The 18,543-nt window shown below is 68.8% G+C and carries 15 protein-coding genes; 10 read left to right on the top strand and 5 right to left on the bottom strand.

Translation table 11 applies throughout. From position 1 onward, the window contains the following. Positions 1-123 precede the first annotated feature (123 nt). Positions 124-999, bottom strand: coding sequence for an SDR family oxidoreductase (locus AC3WLB_RS21595; RefSeq protein ID WP_492509589.1), 876 nt, complete (start codon positions 997-999; stop codon positions 124-126). Positions 1,000-1,047: 48 nt separating this feature from the next. Between AC3WLB_RS21595 and AC3WLB_RS21590 the strand changes: the two genes are divergently transcribed. Beyond that, positions 1,048-1,677 (top strand): TetR/AcrR family transcriptional regulator, encoded by a 630-nt coding sequence (locus AC3WLB_RS21590; RefSeq protein ID WP_492509587.1) that lies wholly within the window; start codon positions 1,048-1,050, stop codon positions 1,675-1,677. Between the two features lie 82 nt (positions 1,678-1,759). On the opposite strand, the gene AC3WLB_RS21585 is transcribed toward AC3WLB_RS21590, so the two are convergent. Next, a complete protein-coding gene (locus AC3WLB_RS21585) occupies positions 1,760-2,281 on the bottom strand; it encodes a flavin reductase family protein (RefSeq protein WP_492509585.1) in 522 nt (173 codons plus the stop codon). Continuing rightward, positions 2,265-2,891, bottom strand: a complete 627-nt coding sequence (locus AC3WLB_RS21580) for a tRNA-specific adenosine deaminase (protein ID WP_492509583.1) — start codon at positions 2,889-2,891, stop codon at positions 2,265-2,267. Before AC3WLB_RS21580 ends, AC3WLB_RS21585 begins: the two co-directional genes overlap by 17 nt. A gap of 119 nt (positions 2,892-3,010) precedes the next feature. Here AC3WLB_RS21580 and AC3WLB_RS21575 point away from each other — a divergent pair, with 119 nt between their 5' ends. From AC3WLB_RS21575 to AC3WLB_RS21535, 9 genes are all read left to right on the top strand, one after another. Beyond that, positions 3,011-4,210: a helix-turn-helix domain-containing protein gene (locus AC3WLB_RS21575; RefSeq protein ID WP_492509582.1), complete on the top strand. Its 1,200-nt coding sequence runs from the start codon at positions 3,011-3,013 to the stop codon at positions 4,208-4,210. A 97-nt stretch (positions 4,211-4,307) separates the two neighbouring features. Further along, a complete protein-coding gene (locus AC3WLB_RS21570) occupies positions 4,308-6,083 on the top strand; it encodes a sulfatase (protein WP_492509580.1) in 1,776 nt (591 codons plus the stop codon). 42 nt (positions 6,084-6,125) lie between these two features. After that, positions 6,126-7,067 carry an ABC transporter permease gene (locus AC3WLB_RS21565; RefSeq protein WP_492509578.1) on the top strand — a complete coding sequence of 314 codons (942 nt, stop codon included), beginning with the start codon at positions 6,126-6,128 and terminating at the stop codon, positions 7,065-7,067. Continuing rightward, positions 7,064-8,854, top strand: a complete 1,791-nt coding sequence (locus AC3WLB_RS21560) for a dipeptide/oligopeptide/nickel ABC transporter permease/ATP-binding protein (RefSeq protein WP_492509576.1) — start codon at positions 7,064-7,066, stop codon at positions 8,852-8,854. The genes AC3WLB_RS21565 and AC3WLB_RS21560 overlap by 4 nt, the downstream gene beginning before the upstream one ends. After that, positions 8,847-9,737 carry an ATP-binding cassette domain-containing protein gene (locus AC3WLB_RS21555; protein ID WP_492509574.1) on the top strand — a complete coding sequence of 297 codons (891 nt, stop codon included), beginning with the start codon at positions 8,847-8,849 and terminating at the stop codon, positions 9,735-9,737. The genes AC3WLB_RS21560 and AC3WLB_RS21555 overlap by 8 nt, the downstream gene beginning before the upstream one ends. 33 nt (positions 9,738-9,770) lie before the next feature. After that, complete coding sequence (locus AC3WLB_RS21550) at positions 9,771-10,982, top strand: ROK family transcriptional regulator (RefSeq protein ID WP_492509572.1); 1,212 nt, start codon at positions 9,771-9,773, stop codon at positions 10,980-10,982. A 72-nt stretch (positions 10,983-11,054) separates the two neighbouring features. After that, positions 11,055-12,434 (top strand): NtaA/DmoA family FMN-dependent monooxygenase, encoded by a 1,380-nt coding sequence (locus tag AC3WLB_RS21545; RefSeq protein ID WP_492509570.1) that lies wholly within the window; start codon positions 11,055-11,057, stop codon positions 12,432-12,434. After that, positions 12,431-14,191, top strand: coding sequence for a glycoside hydrolase family 3 protein (locus AC3WLB_RS21540; protein WP_492509568.1), 1,761 nt, complete (start codon positions 12,431-12,433; stop codon positions 14,189-14,191). Before AC3WLB_RS21545 ends, AC3WLB_RS21540 begins: the two co-directional genes overlap by 4 nt. Before the next feature lie 144 nt (positions 14,192-14,335). Further along, on the top strand, positions 14,336-15,865 hold the full coding sequence (locus tag AC3WLB_RS21535) for an ABC transporter substrate-binding protein (RefSeq protein ID WP_492509566.1): 1,530 nt from the start codon (positions 14,336-14,338) through the stop codon (positions 15,863-15,865). Positions 15,866-15,952: 87 nt separating this feature from the next. On the opposite strand, the gene AC3WLB_RS21530 is transcribed toward AC3WLB_RS21535, so the two are convergent. Together AC3WLB_RS21530 and AC3WLB_RS21525 are read right to left on the bottom strand one after the other, a co-directional pair. After that, the gene (locus AC3WLB_RS21530; protein WP_492509564.1) at positions 15,953-17,365 is read right to left on the bottom strand and encodes an FGGY family carbohydrate kinase; all 1,413 of its coding nucleotides are present in this window, start codon (positions 17,363-17,365) and stop codon (positions 15,953-15,955) included. Positions 17,366-17,375: 10 nt separating this feature from the next. Beyond that, positions 17,376-18,530: an NAD(P)/FAD-dependent oxidoreductase gene (locus tag AC3WLB_RS21525; RefSeq protein WP_492509562.1), complete on the bottom strand. Its 1,155-nt coding sequence runs from the start codon at positions 18,528-18,530 to the stop codon at positions 17,376-17,378. Positions 18,531-18,543: the final 13 nt, after the last annotated feature.

Raw genomic sequence — 18,543 nt, 5'->3', positions numbered from 1 at the left:
AACTACCCCTCACGTTGACTGCGTAGCCAAGCTCATTCTCGAAGAATGTTCGTTACACCACTCCACGGGACTTGACCCGGGACTTTTTCATGGACAGCAGCCTCACTGCGTTCGATGGCTGACCTACTCGGGCTGGGCTTTCGGGAAGTGGGGGCGGAGGTTCGCGGCGCTGACGCGGTCGAGGAGGGCGTCCGGCAGCAGGCGCGTGAGGCGGGTCATCACGGCCGCATCCCGGCCGATCGTGTACCGGATTCGTGGCTTGGGCGCGGTGGTCGCGTCGGCGATGACGACCGCAGCCGCCTCCGCGGTGACGCCCCTGGTGGTGAAGGACGTCGCCTGGTTGATGATCGCCTGCATGAGGCTCCCGTAACGGCGCCGCTGAATGGGTGACATCTCTTGCACGAATGCCTTCGCGCGCTCGATGCCGTGGCCGGTCATCGAGGTCTGCACGCCGCCGGGTTCGACGACGACCACCTGAAGCCCGTGCGGAGCGAGCTCGCGACGGAGTGCGTCGCTGACCGCCTCCAAGGCGAACTTGGCTCCGGCGTACGCGCCGTACGTCGGCATCGCCACTTTGCCGCCCACCGAGCTGATGTTGACCACACGGCCGCTGCTGTCATGGAGGAACGGCAGGAGCGCCTGCGTCATCGCGATGTGGCCGAAGAGATTGACGTCGAACTGGCGGCGCCACTGCTCCAGCGGGAGCGTCTCGACCGGGGCGTTCACGGCGATGCCGGCGTTGTTGACCAGCGCCCGCAGCTTTCGGCCCTGCGCATCCGCCTCGATTCGCGCGACGAGCGCGTCGATCTGGTCGGGGACGGTGATGTCGAGGATCACCGGTTCGACCTGCTCTTCGCGGATCGCTTCGGCGTCTGCGGAGCTGCGAACTCCGGCGAGCACATGGTAGCCGCGCTGCGCGAGCTCGTGCGCCGTCGCGGCGCCCATGCCTGACGAGGCTCCCGATACGACGATCAATTCCATTTCATGTGACGTTGTCATGTGAGTACTCTCACGCATCCATGTGACATTGTCAACTAGGCTGTGGGCATGACGAATCGTGCCGACTCCGCCGCAGCCACTCGCGTGGCGTTGTTGCGCGCAGCCGGCGACCTCCTCGACGCCGGCGGTCCGGCCGCGGTCACGCTGCGTGCGGTCGGCGCGCAGGCGGGAGTGTCGCGCGGCGCGCCGTACGGGCACTTCCCGGACAAGGAGCACCTGCTGGCCCAGCTCGTCGTCGACGGTTGGCTGGAGCTCGCTCAGGTGCTGGACCGGATTCGGGACGGTGGCGAATCGGCGGACGCGAAGCTCGAGGCGGCGTTGATCGCACTTCTCGACGTCGCTGCCAGGAAGCCACACCTGTATGCGCTCATGTGGTCCGCTCCGACCGGCGACCCCTCTCAGATCGTCGAGGCGGCGGGGCGGTCACAGGATGTCTTCCTCGGTCTGGTCGGCGACATCGTCGGCCGCGAAGACGCCCGTCGCTACGGCGCACTGCTCATGTCGAGCGCCCACGGCATCGCGAGCATGGAACTCAGCGGGCACCTCTCGAAGCAGAAGTGGAACACGACCCCGCGGGCGCTCGTCGCGATGCTGGTGCAGGCACTGCCCGGTGCCTCGAGCGCGGGCGGAGCGTCAGCGGGGAACCAGACCTCCACCGCCAGCGCCTCCCGGCACTGACGGTCAGTCGTCACCGACTCGTTCCTCACGCCCCTGCTTTCGATGAGCGAAGAGCGACGTGGGATGCGGATCGCGCACCTGGCTAGGACGACGCTCCGAGGGTGCGATAACGGCCCTTGAAGTAGAGCAGGGGCTCGTCCTTGTGCCATTCAGGCGGGCTCATCTGCGTGACGCGCCCGATCACGATGTGGTGATCGCCGGCCAGGTGCTCGGCCCAGATCTCGCAGTCGAGCCACATCAGAGTGTCCGCGATCACCGGATTGCCAGACGGGCTCGGTGCCCAATCGATGCCGGCCCACTTGTCGGTGCCTTTGCGCGCGAACTGATTCGAGACGGTGTGCTGGTCGTGCGCGAGCACGTTGACCACGAACCTTCCCGTATCGCGCACCCGTGGGTAGCTGGTGGAGTTCGTCATGACGCTGAACGAGACGAGCGGTGGCTCGGTCGAGACCGAGTAGAACGACTGGCAGGTGAAGCCGACCGGCCCGGCGTCGTCGATGCCGCTGATGATGGTGATCCCGGATGCGTAATGCCCGAGCGTGTCCCGGAAGACGCGCGCGTCAAAAGCCGGCCAGGCGATGGCGGATTCAGGAGTGGTGGTCATCGTGCTCTCCCTGCGACGCGGCGTTGTAGACGATGACTTCGGCCTTGTCGACCGCCTCCCGGTACGCCTGGAACACCTCGATCGCCTCGGACCGTCCCACGTCACTGCGCACGGCCATGCCACGCGCCTCGAGCTGCTCGCGCCAGTCGTCGCGCACCGGGCCCTCGTCGAAGGTGGTGATCTCCTCGAGTTCGGGACCGCTGCCGGCGATCACGAGGCCGGCTGCGCCCGACCAGAACACCGCGCCGTAGCACTGCACGCAAGGTCGCCAGTTGACGATGAGATCGCGTTCCACACCGTCGGCTTGGAGGTTCCACGACCCGACGGCGTGCTGGGCGAGACCCAGGGCGACGACCTCGGCGTGCGAGCTCGAGATCTGGCTGGCCAGCACGACGTTCACCCCCACCGACACCAGACGTCCGGTGGCACGTTCGACGACGAGTGCGGCAAACGGACCGCCGTTCCCTTCGCTGAAGTTGCGGCGGGCCAGTGCGTTCACGAGGCGCATCTGGTCATCGTGCCCGGGGATGAACTCGGGGAGCTGACTCGTCTCGGCGATCAACCACGGGGGCAGACCGATGGTGAAGCTCGTGGGAATGCCATCTCTCATGAATCGTCTCCTCTGGGGGTTGGTCGGCTTATCACGCTAGAAGCGGGGTGTTTCAGGCAGATGACGAAGGCATTACGATTTGTATTAGTTATCACTCGCGAGCACCCTACGCTGGACTCATGCCCGCTGAGCCCGCGTCGACCGCCCTGGCGGCGACGCTGGGTCGCGCCCTCCGTGCGGCCCGGCTGCGCCAGAAGCTCACCACCCGGCAGGCGGCAGCGCTCGCCGGGGTGTCGCAACCGTTCCTGTCGAACGTCGAGAGCGGCCGCTCCCTCCCCAGTGTGCCTTCGCTCTACGCGCTCGCGGGGGCGTTGGGGATCGCGGCGGCAGAGTTGCTTCCGGAGAGCTTCGCGCCCCTCGAAGTCACGCGGGCGGGGGCGGGCACGCCCCTGCCGCTCGGCGACGAGCCCGACTCGGTGGAGTCGCTCGGAACGATGTCGCGGGTGAGCGGTTCGTCCAATCACCGTCTCGACGTCTACCTGCTCGAGCTCCTGCCCGGCTACCGGGCGGATTCAACGCTCAGCCATCCGGGCGAGGATCTGGCGTACGTCCTCGAAGGCTCGTTCGAGATCGGTCTCGACGGCGAGAGTCACCTGCTCGGGCCCGGCGACTCGCTGTGGTGGGACGGCGTCCGGCCGCACAGCTTCCGGTTGCCGGAGCCGGCGACCCGCGTGCGTGCCGTGATCGCGACGGGCTCCGCCACGCCCACATCCCTCGACCAGGCGGCCGTGGCTCCTGGAGGAACCGCCGCCCCCGATCGCGCGGTGGATGGAGTCATGCTGGCCTCCGGCGTCGGGCGCGCCGTGCGTGCGGAGCGTGTCGCCCGGGGCTTGTCCATGCGGGAATTGGCGCACCGGGCATCGGTGTCGCAGCCCTTCCTCTCGAACATCGAGAACGGTCGCTCCCTGCCGAGCGTCCCGCTGCTGTACGCGATCGCGGCCGCCCTCGATGTACCACCATCACGGATCATGCCGGCTCGCTCAGGCGCCCCCGGCATCACCCACAGTGACGCGGCGACGACCGCGTTGGACGAGTCGGGCAGTGTCGCCGCCGCATTGTCCGTCGGACGCGACCGCCTGCTCCAGGCGCACCACCTGGTGTTGCAGCCCGGTTATCGGCAGGAGGAGGAATCCACGCACGGCGGTGACGACTTCGTGCACGTCCTGGCCGGAGAGCTGCTCGTGCACGTCGGCGATGAGTCGGTGCGTCTACGCTCGGGCGACTCGGCGCGCTTCGACGCCCAGCTGCCCCACCGGCTGTCGGTGCCACTCTCGGCGCCGTCGGCCACGCGCGCGCTCCTGGTCGCCGCAGCAGGCTGACGACCGGCCGATGACCGCAGCCCGACATTCCGTTGTGAGGCGTGCATAATTATGGCAGACTGTCGCATAATCCGCGGATGCGGCGAGAGGAGACCCGATGCGCGTGGTCATGGTGATGTTCGATTCGCTCATCCGCACGTCGCTCAGTCCTTATGGCGCTGCCGTGGCGCGAACTCCGAACTTCGAGCGCCTGGCTGCTCACAGCGTGACCTACGATCGCTTCTACGCGGGCAGCATGCCGTGCATGCCGGCTCGGCGCGAGCTCCACACGGGACGCCCCAATTTCCTGCACCGGGGATGGGGGCCGCTCGAACCGTTCGATGACTCCATGCCCGAGCTGCTCAAGCAGAACGGCGTCCACACTCACCTCGTCACCGATCACCAGCACTACTGGGAAGACGGCGGCGCGACCTATCACCGCCGGTACAGCACCTTCGAGTTCTTCCGCGGCCAGGAGGGCGACACCTGGAAGGGGCTCGTCCAGCCGCCGCAACCGCCGTTGAACGACAACCCCGCCGATGCGCTGGGCGCGCAGGACTGGGTCAATCGCCGGTACACCCAGCATCCCGACGCGTTTCCGCAGAGGCTGACCTTCGATGCGGGCATCGAGTTCATCCGGGACAACCGCGAGGCCGAGGACTGGTTCGTGCAGATCGAGAGTTTCGACCCGCACGAGCCGTTCTACCGCCCCGAATCCCTCGGCGGCCCGGCGGCGCCGGCGGAGGGCGGCCGCATCTGGGATTGGCCCGGCTACCACCGTGTGATCGAGGACGACTCGGAAGTGCAAGCGATGAGAGAGCAGTACCACGGGCTGCTCGAGTACTGCGACAGCTCACTCGGCCGCGTGCTGGACGAGTTCGACCGTCACGAGCTCTGGAACGACACGGTGCTCATCGTCTGCACCGATCACGGCTTCATGCTGGGGGAGCACCAGTGGTGGGCGAAGACCATGCAGCCCTGGTACGAAGAGACCATCCACGTGCCCTTCTTCCTCTGGGACCCTCGGACCTGGCGGGCCGGTGAGCGCGAGGACGCGCTGGGCCGCACGATCGACATCCCGGCCACGATCCTCGAGATGTTCGGGGTGACGCGACCGCACGACATGCTCGGGGAGCCCCTCGGGCGTCGAGCGGCCGCCGATCCGCCGCCGGCCGCCGGCCGGGACATCGCCCTGTTCGGCGACTTCGGGGCCCAGGTGAGCGTCACCGACGGTCGCCACGTGTACATGCGCGCTGCCGACGACGGCGCGCAGCCGCTGTTCGAATACACCCTCATGCCGACGCGCATGTACGCGCGCTTCACGCCGGCTGAGCTGCACGGGAGCACATTGGTGGAGTCGCTGCCGTTCTCCAAACAGGCGCCGGTGCTGCGCATCCCGGCTACTCCGCTCATCGACTCCAGCCGGTACGGGACCCTGCTGTTCGACCTCGACGACGACCCCGGACAGGAGCGGCCGCTCAGCGACCCGGAGGTGGAGCTGCGGATGATCGGCCTCCTCGTCGATGCGATGGCCGCCGCCGACGCTCCGGCGGAGCAGTACGACCGCCTGGGTCTTCCTCGTACGAGCGGAGAGATCACGGCGAAACACTGCCGCGCCGGCACGAACGACCTCTCTGAGCGCTGGGAGCGACCGCCGACACGGCGCTCGGCGTTCGCCGAGGACTCCCCGTTGCGGTCCCGCACGGTGTCCGTGCTCCTCGCGGACGAGCGTGCCCGGCCGCCGATCCTCTCCGCAATCGCCGCGCTCCGTGAGCCGGGGTTCGCGCGGCGTGTGCGGGGGTTCACGCTGATCGAGACCGCGAGCCTCGACCCGGATTGCACCAGAGGTCGCCTCGAAACGCTGCACGCCGAACTCACCGAGCTCGGATTCTGAGCATCCGCACGCCCCACCTCGACCTCTGGCTGTAGGAGACCCATGCGATTCGTCGTTCGAAAGCTCATCGGCACCGCGGTGCTGGCGTGGCTGATCGTGACACTCACCTTTCTGCTCACCTCGCTCATCGACCCGCGCAGCGTGGCGGCCAGTCTGCTCGGCCCGGATGCGGAGCCCGCACAGGTCACGCAGACCATCCAGCGGCTGGGACTCGATCAGCCGCTCTGGGTGGGGTACGGCGACTGGCTGACCGGGGCGGTTCGAGGCGATCTCGGCACGAGCTGGTTCAGCAGCGCCGGGGTCGCCGAGACGATCGGCGTGCGCTTCCCGGTGACGCTGTCGCTGCTCATCTGCACCATCGTGCTGAGCGCGCTGCTCGGCTTGGCCTTCGGCGTCTCTGCCGCCGTCCGAGGCGGTCTGCCCGACCGGGTGCTGCAATTCCTGTCCGTGCTCGGCTTCGCCGTGCCGAACATCGTGATCGCGATCGCGCTCATCTATCTGTTCGCGCTGCAACTGCACTGGTTCCCGGCGACGGGGTACACCGCGCTCGCGAAGAACCCGCTCGACTGGCTGCTCGGCCTTGTGCTTCCCACAGTCGCGCTGTCGGCGGCCGTCGCGGCCAACATCGCGCAACAGATCCGCGGTTCGATGGTCGACCAGCTCCGCGCCGGGTACGTGCGCACCTTGCGCTCCCGCGGCCTGTCCGAACGGAGCATCGTCTACGGGCACGCCCTCCGCAACGCGATGCCCGCGGGTCTGCATGCCATGGGCATCCAGGTGATCTACCTGGCCGGCGGTGCGGTGCTGATCGAGCGGATCTTCGCATTGCCCGGAATGGGTTCGCTCGTCACCGACGCGACAGCGCGCGGCGACATCCCGATCGTGCTCGGCACGGTGGCGTTCTTCGTGCTGCTCGTCGTCTTCATCAACCTGCTCATCGACCTCGCCGCCGCGGCGCTGAACCCGAAGGTGAGAACCTCATGACGATCGATCCCCCGGTGGCGCAGAGCACCGCGGAGGTGCGGCTGTTCGGCCGCATCCTGCGCTCTCCACTCGCCGTTGTCTCCGCGGCCGCCTTCCTCGCCGTCGTCGTGCTCTGCTTCGCGGCGCCCCTGCTCACCCGGTACTCGCCTGAGACGGCCGAGCTCGCCGACGTGCTCGCCCCGCCATGGGGTGTGCACGTGCTCGGCGCCGACGCCTCCGGCCGGGACGTGCTCGCGAGACTGCTCTACGGCGGTCAAGAGACCCTGATCGGCGCGTTCATCGCCACGGCGGTCGCCCTGGTGCTCGGTGTGCCGGCCGGGCTTCTGAGCGGCTACCACCGCGGCCGGATCGGCGCCGCGCTGGAGGCGGTCTCGAACGTGCTCCTGTCCATCCCGGCGCAGCTCGTGCTGATCGCCCTGATCGCCGCGATCGGGCCCAACATGTACGCCGCGATGGCGGTGTTGGGCGTGCTGACATCGCCGTCGATCTATCGGCTCCTGCGCGGCACCGTGATCGCGGTGCGGCAAGAGCTCTACATCGATGCGGCGCGCGTGTCGGGGGTGAGCGACGGGCAGATCCTGGTCAATCACGTCTTGCCGGTCGTTCGTGGCCCGCTGATCATCCAGGCGGCGATGGTCGCCGGGGGGGCAGTGCTGCTGCAGACCGGCATCGAGTTCCTCGGCCTCGGCAATCCGAGCCGGCCGAGTTGGGGGTCGCTGCTGGACGAGGGCTTCTCGCAGATCTACCGGGCGCCCACCCTCGTGCTGTGGCCGAGCATCGCACTCACCGTCACGCTCTGCTCCATAGCGCTCTTCGCCTCGGCGCTTCGCGACATCCTCGCCGACACCCGTTCGAGTGCCGGGCGCGGCACCCGCTCGCCGCGGCGACGAGCCGAGGGCCTCGGCGCGGAGGCGGATGCCACCATCGCGCCGACGGGTGCGCCCGACGCCGAGGTGTTGCTCGCGGTGCGGGGTCTGGCCGTGTCGTACGGGCAGCCACGCGGCGGCAGCAAGCAGGTCGTCCGAGACGTCTCGTTCGAGGTGCGCCGGGGCGAGATCCTCGGCCTCGTCGGCGAATCCGGCTCCGGCAAGAGCCAGACCGCCTACGCCATCCTCGGCCTGCTCGATCCGGGTGGCCGCGTCAGTGCGGGGAGTATCCACTTCGACGGACACCGGATCGAGCCCCCGGGCGATCGCCGAATCGACAACCTCGGGCGACGGATCGCCTACGTGCCGCAGGAGCCGCTGTCGAATCTCGACCCGTCCTTCACGATCGGCCACCAGTTGATCGAGCCGATGCGCAAGGTCATGGGGCTCAGCCGCCCGGCTGCAACGGCATGCGCCCTCGAACTGCTTCAGCAGGTCGGCATCCGTGAGCCGGATCGCGTGCTGAAGTCCTACCCGCACCAGGTGTCCGGCGGAATGGCCCAGCGCATCCTGATCGCCGGCGCCATCTCCTGCGAGCCCGACCTCATCGTGGCCGACGAACCGACGACCGCGCTGGACGTGACGGTGCAGGCGGGCATCCTGCGGCTGCTGCGGCGGCTGCGCGACGAACGCGGCCTGTCGATTCTCATCGTGACCCACAACTTCGGGGTGGTCGCCGACCTCTGCGACCGGGTGGCCGTGATGGCCGGGGGCGAGGTGATCGAGACGCAGACCGTGACCGCGCTGTTCGACGCCCCGATCCAGCCGTACACGAAGACGTTGCTGGCGGCGACGCTCGAGGGCAAGCCCTCGCTGGTCGAGCGCGAGCGCGAGCAGGAGAAGGAGTCCCAGCGTGCCTGAACCCGCTGACGTCGCGCCGGACCGATCTCCGGTGCTCACCGTCGACTCGCTCCGGGTGCACTACCCCGGCCGCCGGCGGCGTGCCCCGACGGAGGTGCTGAAGGGGGTCTCTGTCGAGGTGCACGCCGGGGAGACGCTCGGACTCGTCGGTGAATCGGGGTCGGGAAAATCGACTCTCGGCCGCGCCGTCCTGGGACTCGTCGACGCCTCTGCCGGGCGGATCGAGGTGGCGGGCCGAACGGTACATCGTCCTGACGCGCGGCAGCGGCGCGATCTGGCCCGCTCGGTACAGGTCGTCTTCCAGGACCCGTACTCCTCGCTGAACCCGGCGCGGAAGGTCTGGCAGACGCTCGCGGAGCCGCTGCGCGCGCAGGGCATCGAGGGCGCGCGCGCCCGACGAGCGGTGACCGAGGCGCTCGACGCCGTCGGCCTGCCCGCCGACGCGGGTGACCGGTACCCGGCCCAGTTCTCAGGAGGTCAGCGCCAGCGGATCGCGATCGCCCGGGCGATGGTGATCAAGCCACGCCTGATCATCTGCGATGAACCGGTCTCGGCCCTGGATCTCAGCACGCAGGCCAAGATCCTCGACCTGTTCGCCGAGTTGCAGCGCGCCACGGGCGTCGCCTATCTGTTCATCTCGCACGACTTGGCCGTGGTGCGATACATCAGCCATCGTCTCGCGGTGATGTCGCAAGGCTCGATCGTGGAGACGGGCGTGGCCACCGACGTGATCGACGCGCCACGTCATCCGTACACGCAACGACTACTGCTGTCCTCGCCCGTGTCCGACCCCCGCGAGCAAGCCGAGCGACGAGCTCGTCTCGAAGCGCTGGACGCCGCGGATGGTGAAGACGGGGCCCCGGCGAATAGAGTTACTGTGTAGCCAAATGCTGCAGCTGCCGATCAAAGGAACGTCGTGACCCCTCCCGGCCCGATCGATCTCAGTGGCATGCGCCGAGCCAACACCGCCGCCACCTTGAAGGTGTTGCAGGCGGAACGCGCGCTGACCCTGAAGCGCCTGACCGAGCTGGCGGGGTTGTCGCGGCGCACGGTGGAGCTCATCATCGAGACCCTCATCGCGGAGGGCTGGGTCGAGGAGCGCTCGCCCGCGGACACCGTCAAACGCAACGGGGCCGGTCGCCCGGCCCGGCGCTTCGCATTCAACCCACAACGGGCTTCGGCGCTCGCCGTGCACATCGCGCAGGACCGCGTGGAGATCCTCATCGGCGACCTCTACGGCACTTCGCTCGGCACCTGGACCACCCCGGTCTCCGCGATCGCCCGTCGCGCCGATCGGCTGAGCGCAGCCCGTGCGGCGATCCGGTCCGCGCTGGATGCCATCGGCATGGACGCATCGTCGATCGCAGCGGTCACGGTTGCGACGATGGGTGTCATCCGCGATGACGGCACGGTGGAACCGGCCGCGGCGGAAGGCCCGGACGGCACTGTCGGCGGCATCCCGGGCTGGCGCGGGTTCTCCATCGCGGACGAACTCGCGGAGCTCTTCCGCGTACCCGTGGCGGTGGAGAACGACGCCAAACTGGCGGCCATCGGCGAGGGGTGGCGCGGCACCGCGAAGGACGTCGACGACTACGTCTACGTTCTCGACGACGCCTACGGCACCGGCATCGGAATCGTGATCGGCGGCACCATCTACCGCGGTCACGCGGGCGCGTCCGGGGAGATCTTCCGGGCCTCGGACGTGTTCCGGCTCGGACCGACGATCTCCGCCACCGGCCGCCGACCTGCCGACTCGCCGCTGACCGCGGAGACGAGCCGAGCCGAGATCATCGACCGGGCCCGCCAGGGCGAACCGGATGCGCTGGCTCTGGTGGCCGAATCCGCCGCCGGCATGGCACCCGGGCTGCACGCGATCGCCGCTCTGCTCTCGCCCGAGCTGATGGTCATCGGCGGAAATCCGAGCCAATACGCCGATCTCCTGATCCCGGCGCTCGAGACGGAGTTCGCCGAACGACCACCCACCGATACGCGCCTGGTGGGATCGACGCTCGGCGCCAAAGCCGTGGTGCTGGGGGCGTTGCGGGCATCGCTGGACCGCATCGAGGCAGCACTGTTCGACGGCGAGGGGTCGACGGAACTGCTCGGCGAGGCTGCCGACCCGCGCTGACGATCGGGGAATTGCAATTGTGCTGGACTACAGCATAATATCCAGGGACACCCCTCCCGATTGGAGCATGTCATGCCCAAGCACCTCCTTCTCGGCGCCTTCGAAGAGCTGACGCCGAACTTCATCAGCAACGCCTGGCACCACGAACGGGGCGAGACCGCTCAGTTCGCGACGCTCGCCTTCTGGCAGGACATGGCGCGGCAACTCGATGCCGCGGGCTTCGACTTCCTCTTCTTCGCGGAGGCGCTCGGCTACCCGATGACCTCCGAGGGTGAGGTCCCCGAGGTGGTCATCCGCGAAGCGGTCCAGTTCCCGGTGCACGACCCGCTCATGATCGTCAGCGGGCTGGCGGCGACCGTCGATCGGCTGGGCTTCGTCGTCACCGCCTCCACCACGGCGCAGCAGCCCTATCTCAATGCCCGCGCCTTCACGACGCTCGACCACCTCACCGGTGGCCGGATCGGCTGGAACATCGTCACCTCCGACCAGCAGAATGCCCTCGTGCGCCTGCTCGGCCAGACCGACATCACGCCGCACGACCAGCGGTACGAGCGGGCGCGCGAGTTCGTCGATCTCAACCTGCGGCTCTGGGAGGAGGCGTGGGATGACGATGCGATCCTCGCCGACAAGGCCAGCAAGACGTTCGCCGATCCCGCGAAGGTGCACCGCATCCAGCACCAGGGTGCCCACTTCACCTTCGACGGCTTCTACCCCGCTGCACCGTCCCCGCAGCGCACGCCCACGTTGCTGCAGGCGGGCACCTCGTCGGCCGGCAAGGAGTTCGCGGCGGGATACGCCGAGTGCGTGTTCGTGCAGGAGCGCGAGGTCGACCGGCTCAAGGCGACGGTCGCCGACATCCGGAGCCGCGCCGTCGCCCGGGGCCGTCGTGCCGACTCGGTCAAGATCGTGAACGGGGTCTCCGTGGTCGTGGGGGAGAGCCCCGAGGAGGCCGCGGCATTGCGACAGGAACTCCTGACCACGCCGACCCGAGCGGCGGCAGCGGCACTGTTCATGGGCTGGAGCGGCGTCGATCTGGGCAGTCTCGACCCGGAGAGCACCCTCGACGACGTCGCGACCGAAGTGGGTCAGACCATGGTCGCCATGTGGCGCCGGCCCGACGGCCAGAGCCCGACGGTCGGCGCCGTGCTCGACAGCCTTCCCGCCACGATCGGCGGCGTCAAGGTGACCGGCACGGCCGAGCAGGTGGCCGACGAGCTCGAGCGGATCGCGGTGGAGACCGACATCGACGGCTATCTGGTGGAGTCGACCTACGGTGGCATGGATTCGTACCGTGAGTTCATCGATCAGGTCATGCCGATCCTCCGCCGCCGCGGGGTGATCCCCGCCGAGGGTCGCCACGGCACGCTGCGGGAGATGCTGACAGGATCGTCGAGCCCGCGCCTGCCCTCCGACCACCCCGGCGCCCGGGGCCGGGCGGGCGTCTCCGAATGAGCACGCCCGACTACCTCGATCCGTCGCTGGATGCGCGTCGCCGGGTGGAGGACCTCCTGCCCCGGATGACTCTCGAGGAGAAGGCGGGGCTGCTCTTTCATCCCTATTCCGCCCTCGCCGAGGGTGACGTCACCGCCGACGAGGCGGAAGACGTCGCTCGCCGACACGTGCTCGACAAGCACATCAACCATCTGGTGATGGTCAACGGCTCCACGGCGACCGGCATCGCGCAGTGGGTCAACGAGGTGCAGGCGATGGCCGCCGACACGCGGCTGAGCATCCCGGTCACCTTCTCCTCCGACCCGCGCAGCGGCTTCAGGAGCAGCGCGTTCACGGGCATCTCGCTGGAATCGTTGTCGCGCTGGCCCGAGCACACCGGGCTGGCCGCGATCGGCGACACCGACCTCGTGCGGGAGTACGGCGACATCGTGCGGCAAGAACTCCTCGCAATGGGCATCCGGGTTCTCCTCGGCCCCATGGCCGACGTGTTCACCGAGCCGCGCTGGTCTCGGGGGTTCGGCACCTTCGGCGAAGACCCGCGCGCCGTCGCGCGACTCACGGCGGCTTTCATCGAAGGGCTGCGGGGCGGTGCGCAGCTCGGCCCCGGGAGCGTGGCTGCGGTGGTGAAGCACTTTCCCGGCGCTGGGCCGCAGCTGGACGGCAACGACGCCATCGACATCCGCTTCCCCGCGCAGGTCTACCCGGGTGACCGTCGGGACCTCCACCTCGAGCCGTTCGAGGCCGCGTTCCGGGCCGGCGCCACGCAGGTGATGCTCTCCTACGGTGTTCCCCTGGGCACGGACTGGGACGAGACCGGATTCGCGTTCAACCGCTCGGTGGTGCAGGGACTGCTGCGTGAACGGTACCGCTTCGAAGGCATCGTCACCACCGATTGGAACGTCGTCGGTGCCGAGCCGTTCGCCGGCCGCCTGTTCGGCCCCATCGCGCACGGGATGCTGAATGCGACGGTCTCCGAACGCATCGAGGCCGCGTTCGCGGCCGGTGTCGATCAGTTCGGCGGTGACACCGCGACCGTCGAGGTCTGTGAGCTGGTGCGGAGCGGGCGGATCGGGGAGGACCGCCTGGACCGGTCGGTGCGGCGCATCCTGCTCGAGAAGTTCCGGCTGGGGTTGTTCGAGAACCGCTACGCCGACCTGCGGCAGGCGGAGGCTGTGAGTACGGATGCCGGTCTGCGCGCGCGCGGCCGCCACGCACAGACGGCAGCGCTCACGCTTGTGCACCGGGCGGATGCCGCGCCGCTGCCCATCGCCGCCGGGTCGGCCGTGTATTTCGAGGGCATGCAGATGCCGGAGGGCTACGACGGGCTGGTGGTGGTCGCGACGCCGGAGAAGGCCGATGTCATCGTCGTGCGCTTGGAGTCGCCGTGGCAGTCCGATCCGGACAGCGCGCTCGGTGACGGTCTCCACGGCGGGAGCCTGAACTTCGACGACGATGTGATGGCACACCTCCGCGAGCTGGCCGAGCACGCGCCTGTCCTGGCTGTCGTCTACTTCGAGCGGCCGGCGATCGTGACGGAGCTCCTGCCGGTCGTGTCGGTTCTGATCGGCGAATTCGGTGCCGACGATCGGGCGCTGCTCGACGGCCTGACCGGGGCCGGAGAGATGCTCGGCCGGCTGCCGTTCGACCTGCCCAGGAGCCTGGCAGCGGTCGAGGAATCGCGGACGGATGTGCCGTTCGACACGGTGGCGCCGGTGCTCCGGCACGGGTCACGTGTCGACAATGTTTCGGTCAGATAAATTCTGCTACAGACGACCGTAATTGTCTTCCGTTCGCAAACACGCTCCGTTAGTGTTACCGCAACACCACGATAAATGGGCAGTCTGCCGTCTCTGCCGACGGGGACCCGATATGCAACTGTCCGTCATTAGTGAGGATTCGCAATGAACAGACATCGCATTGCAGCCGCTGGCGCCGGCGTCACGCTGGCCGTGCTCATGCTGGCAGGTTGTGCCGCGCCCGGTAACGGAGGAGACGCCGGTTCGGCCGATCAGACGCTGACCCTGGGGATCAGCGAGGACCTGCAGTCCTGGGCACCTCAGGACCAGCGAGGCGGACCGGGCCTCGTCTGGCTGCAGCCCGTCTACGACACGCTTCTGCTCGCCGAGCCCGACGGCACCATCGCGCCGATGCTCGCCACCGACTGGGCGTACTCGGCAGGGAACACCACGCTCGAACTGAACCTCCGCGACGACGTGAAGTTCACCGACGGCACGCCATTCGATGCGTCAGCGGTGAAGGTCAACCTGGAGGCCAACCGGGACGGCGGCGGGCCGCTGGCGAGCGGCCTGAAGTTCGTCAGCGACGTGACGGTGGTCGATGACGACACCGTCTCGCTCTCGCTCTCGGCGCCGGATCCCTACCTGCTCACGGCGCTCACCCGGCCGACCGGAGCGATCGCGAGCCCGGAGCTCGTGACCTCGGGTGCAGTGAAGACCGAGCCGGTCGGCACGGGCCCGTACACCTTCGACGCCGATGCGAGCACCGCGGGTTCGGAGTACGTGTTCACTGCGAATCCCGATTACTGGGACAAGAGCCGGATCAAGTTCGGCACGATCGTCTACAAGCCGATCACCGATCCGACGGCGAGTCTGAACGCGTTGCAGAGCGGCCAGATCCAGGGCACGATCGGCGACACCTTCTCGATCGATCAGGCGAAGTCAGCGGGCCTCACGGTCACCACGAGCGACGGGTCCGATCTGTACGGTCTCTACCTGCTCGATCGGGACGGAACGATCGCGCCGCAACTCGCCGATGCGCGGGTTCGCCAGGCGATGAACATGGTGTTCGACCGGGCCCAGATCACCGAGGCACTGTATGCGGGCTACGGCGTGCCCACCTCCCAGGTGTTCAGCCCCGGCTCCTCGGGCTGGGTGCCCGACCTCGAGGACGCCTACAGCCTGGACGTCGCCAAAGCCAAGTCACTGCTGGCCGACGCCGGGTACGCCTCCGGATTCTCGATCAACATGCCGCAGGCGCCCTGGTTCGAGTCGCTGAACCCCATCGTCGCGCAGCAGCTCGCGACCATCGGCATCACCGTGAACTGGACCCCCGTGTCCGCCGCCGACGTCGTGCCGGCCTCGCAATCCGGTGATTACCCCATGATCGTCATGTCGCTGGACGACACCAATCCGTGGCGGTTCATCAGCAACGCGGTGCTGCCCACCGGAGCGTGGAACGTGTTCCATCAGATCGATCCCGAGCTCCAGACGCTGGTCGACGCGGCTCAGACGGCTGACGAGGCCGATCAGCCGGCCGCCTACCAGGCCGTGAACAGCTGGATGGTGGAGAACGGCTGGATGGTGCCGCTCCTGGTGCCCCAGAACGTCTACTTCAGCTCCTCCGACATCACCGTCGAAGCGCAGTTCCAGCAGATCAACCCGTCGATCTACAACTTCGCCCCCGCGAACTGAGCCACCCTCGCGGCGCCCGGGGATTCCCTCGGGCGCCGCGTGCCGATCGCGCCAGGGACGCGAGGAGGCGTGCGCATGGTGCGCCCGTCAGGTCAGCGCGACGGCCGCGCGCCACCTCGCCGCGAACTCGGCCGCGCGCTCGGCCGGCCACCGCGGGTCGAAGCTCTCGACTGCGGTCCACGGCACGATGCTCTCCTCGAGGCTCGAACCCGGGTGCAGCGCCAGCCTCGCGAATGCGGCCGCGCCCAGCGGTGTCGCGTGCTGCGAGGGGTAGACCTCGACGGGGAGCTGGGTCAGGTCGGCGACCGCCTGCATCAGCACCCGGCTCCGGGTCAGACCGCCGTCGACACGGATGCGGCTGAGCGGCCGCCCGATATCGGTCGCCACGCTCGCGACGAGTTCGGCCACCTGCGCGGCGATGCCGTCGAGGACGGCTCGCACGATGTGCTCGCGCCCCGACGAGAGGGTCAAGCCCGTGAAGGTCGCCGTCGCGGTGGGACGCCACCACGGCGCGCCGAGTCCGGCCAGCGCCGGCACGCAGAGTGCCCCTTCGGCATCCTCCGCCGCGACGGCGTCGAGCTCGGACGCCGATCCGATGATGCCCAATTGGACCAGCCAGCGCACGGCGGAGGCGGCGGTATACACCTGACCATCGAGGCAGTAGGTCAACTCGCCGCCCTGCTTCCATGCGATTGACGCCGAGAGACCGGTCGTGGACCGCCGCGCGGTCGAACCGGTGTTCGCGAGCAGGAAGGCCCCCGTGCCGAAGGTGCACTTCGCGTCACCGGACTCGAGGCAGCTCTCCGCGACGAGGGCGGCCTGCTGATCCACGATGAGGCCGGCCACGGCCGCCGCGGCGCCGAACGCCGTTGTCTCGCCCACGATCTCGTCGGAGCCCACGATCGCCGGAAGTCGTTCCCCGCCCAGGCCGAACGTCTCGAGCAGCTCGCCGTCCCACTGACCGGTGGCCACGTCGAGCACCAGCGAACGGCTCGCCGTGCTGGCATCCGTGACGAAGGCGCCCGTCAGGCGATGGATGAGCCAGGTGTCCGACGTGGTCACCACGCCGCGGTCCGTGAGGTTGCGGCGGAGCCACGCCATCTTCGGCGCCGAGAAGTACGGGTCGAGCACCAGGCCGGTGCGCGCGGCGATCTCCTCCTCTCGGTCGCGGAGACCGTCGCAGATCTCCTCCGCCCGGCGGTCCTGCCAGACCAGCATCGTGGACTCGGGTTCGCCCGTGGCGGGGTCCCAGGCGAGGACGGTCTCGCCCTGGTTGGCCAAGGCGACGACGTCCGGTGCGGCCCCGGCCTCGGCCGTCGCCTCCTCGCCGGCTCGGAGGACCGAGTCGAGCAGCGCCAGCGGGTCCTGCTCGACGCCGCCTCCGGCCAGATAGTTCGGGCGGACGGCGACCTCGCTCAGCCCGAGAACGGTCCCTCCGTCATCGACGACGACGGCCTTGGTGCCCGAGGTGCCCTGATCGATCGCAAGTGTGATGGTCATGCCACGTTCCTCAGACCATGGCCCGGAATCGAGCCGTCCGCCGCCACCACTCCGTGTCAGTCGACGCGAGGTCGTGGCCGTCGACGCTCGCTGGCGTGCGGAGGGGTGCCTCGCTCGCCTCCGGCGCGGCGAGCAGGTCGGCGACGTGCTCGCCGATGCCGAGCGATGCGGAAAGCCCCGTCGACCGGATCGCGCCGACGTTGAGGAGGCGTGGGTCGGCCTCGGAGAATCCGATCACGTAGTTCGATCCCCGCCCCGCCGGCCGCAGGCCCGCGTACGAGGCGATGGGCTGGAGGTCGCGGAGCTCCGCGAACTGCCCATAGGCCTTCTCGAGGATCTCGTCGGGGGCCTCGGCGCGGACGCTCCAATCCTCCTTGTCGCTCTGGTCGTGCGCCGTGGGCCCGGCCACCACCCTCCCGTCGATCGTCGGGAACACCAGCACCCCCTTGGTGCGCTGGGTCGGGACCGGCAGCAGGATGTGCTCGAGTCGTCGACCGCGCGGCAGCTCGAACACGAGGAACTCGCCCTTGCGCGGATACACCTCGAAGGAGCGGTCGCCGAGGAGCGCCGCGATCTCATCCGCGCGGAGCCCAGCGCAATTGACCACCTGGCCGGTGGTGATCACACGACCGTCCTCTGCGACGATGTCGAGCCGTTCATCCGCTCTGCTCTCGATTCCCACTACACGCACACCGGTCATGATCCTCGCACCGGCCGCCTCGGCGGAGGCTGCGAGGGCGAGCGTGAAGGCGACGGGGTCGGTGATCCACTCCCCGGGCACGATGAGCGCGCCGTCGGAGGCCCGGATGTGCGCGTCGACGCCGTTCGCCACGGCGTTCTCGGCGAGCCTCGCGATGACGGCGTGATCCTCCGCGGTCTTGGGTTGAAGCTCCGCGCCGCAGCGGAGGACGGGGACGCCGAGCGCCGTCAGCGCCTGCTCGCGGAGCTCGGTGGTGCGCAGGATCAGCCTGGTCTCGAGTTCCCCCGGCGTCGAGTCGAAGCCGGAGTGCAGGCAGCCCGAGTTCGTGCCGCTGGCGGCGAGCGCCAGCTCCGGCTCGGCCTCGAGGAGGATCGTGTCGACCCCTCGGTGCGCCAAGGCTGAGGCGACGGCGGCGCCGACCACGCCACCCCCGATGACGGTGACTGCTGCGGATGCTTCTGACATCGTGGTTCCCTGC

The organism is Herbiconiux sp. FW305-C-125 (assembly GCF_058783455.1).
This window is presented reverse-complemented; position numbering and strand designations above follow the sequence as displayed.

Excerpts from the sequence above, each read along its gene's own strand:
- AC3WLB_RS21595 (WP_492509589.1), bottom strand. The coding sequence starts at position 999 with ATGACAACGTCACATGAAATGGAATTGATCGTCGTATCGGGAGCCTCG.
- AC3WLB_RS21590 (WP_492509587.1), top strand. The coding sequence starts at position 1,048 with ATGACGAATCGTGCCGACTCCGCCGCAGCCACTCGCGTGGCGTTGTTG.
- AC3WLB_RS21585 (WP_492509585.1), bottom strand. The coding sequence starts at position 2,281 with ATGACCACCACTCCTGAATCCGCCATCGCCTGGCCGGCTTTTGACGCG.
- AC3WLB_RS21580 (WP_492509583.1), bottom strand. The coding sequence starts at position 2,891 with ATGAGAGATGGCATTCCCACGAGCTTCACCATCGGTCTGCCCCCGTGG.
- AC3WLB_RS21575 (WP_492509582.1), top strand. The coding sequence starts at position 3,011 with ATGCCCGCTGAGCCCGCGTCGACCGCCCTGGCGGCGACGCTGGGTCGC.
- AC3WLB_RS21570 (WP_492509580.1), top strand. The coding sequence starts at position 4,308 with ATGCGCGTGGTCATGGTGATGTTCGATTCGCTCATCCGCACGTCGCTC.
- AC3WLB_RS21565 (WP_492509578.1), top strand. The coding sequence starts at position 6,126 with ATGCGATTCGTCGTTCGAAAGCTCATCGGCACCGCGGTGCTGGCGTGG.
- AC3WLB_RS21560 (WP_492509576.1), top strand. The coding sequence starts at position 7,064 with ATGACGATCGATCCCCCGGTGGCGCAGAGCACCGCGGAGGTGCGGCTG.
- AC3WLB_RS21545 (WP_492509570.1), top strand. The coding sequence starts at position 11,055 with ATGCCCAAGCACCTCCTTCTCGGCGCCTTCGAAGAGCTGACGCCGAAC.
- AC3WLB_RS21540 (WP_492509568.1), top strand. The coding sequence starts at position 12,431 with ATGAGCACGCCCGACTACCTCGATCCGTCGCTGGATGCGCGTCGCCGG.
- AC3WLB_RS21535 (WP_492509566.1), top strand. The coding sequence starts at position 14,336 with ATGAACAGACATCGCATTGCAGCCGCTGGCGCCGGCGTCACGCTGGCC.
- AC3WLB_RS21530 (WP_492509564.1), bottom strand. The coding sequence starts at position 17,365 with ATGACCATCACACTTGCGATCGATCAGGGCACCTCGGGCACCAAGGCC.
- AC3WLB_RS21525 (WP_492509562.1), bottom strand. The coding sequence starts at position 18,530 with ATGTCAGAAGCATCCGCAGCAGTCACCGTCATCGGGGGTGGCGTGGTC.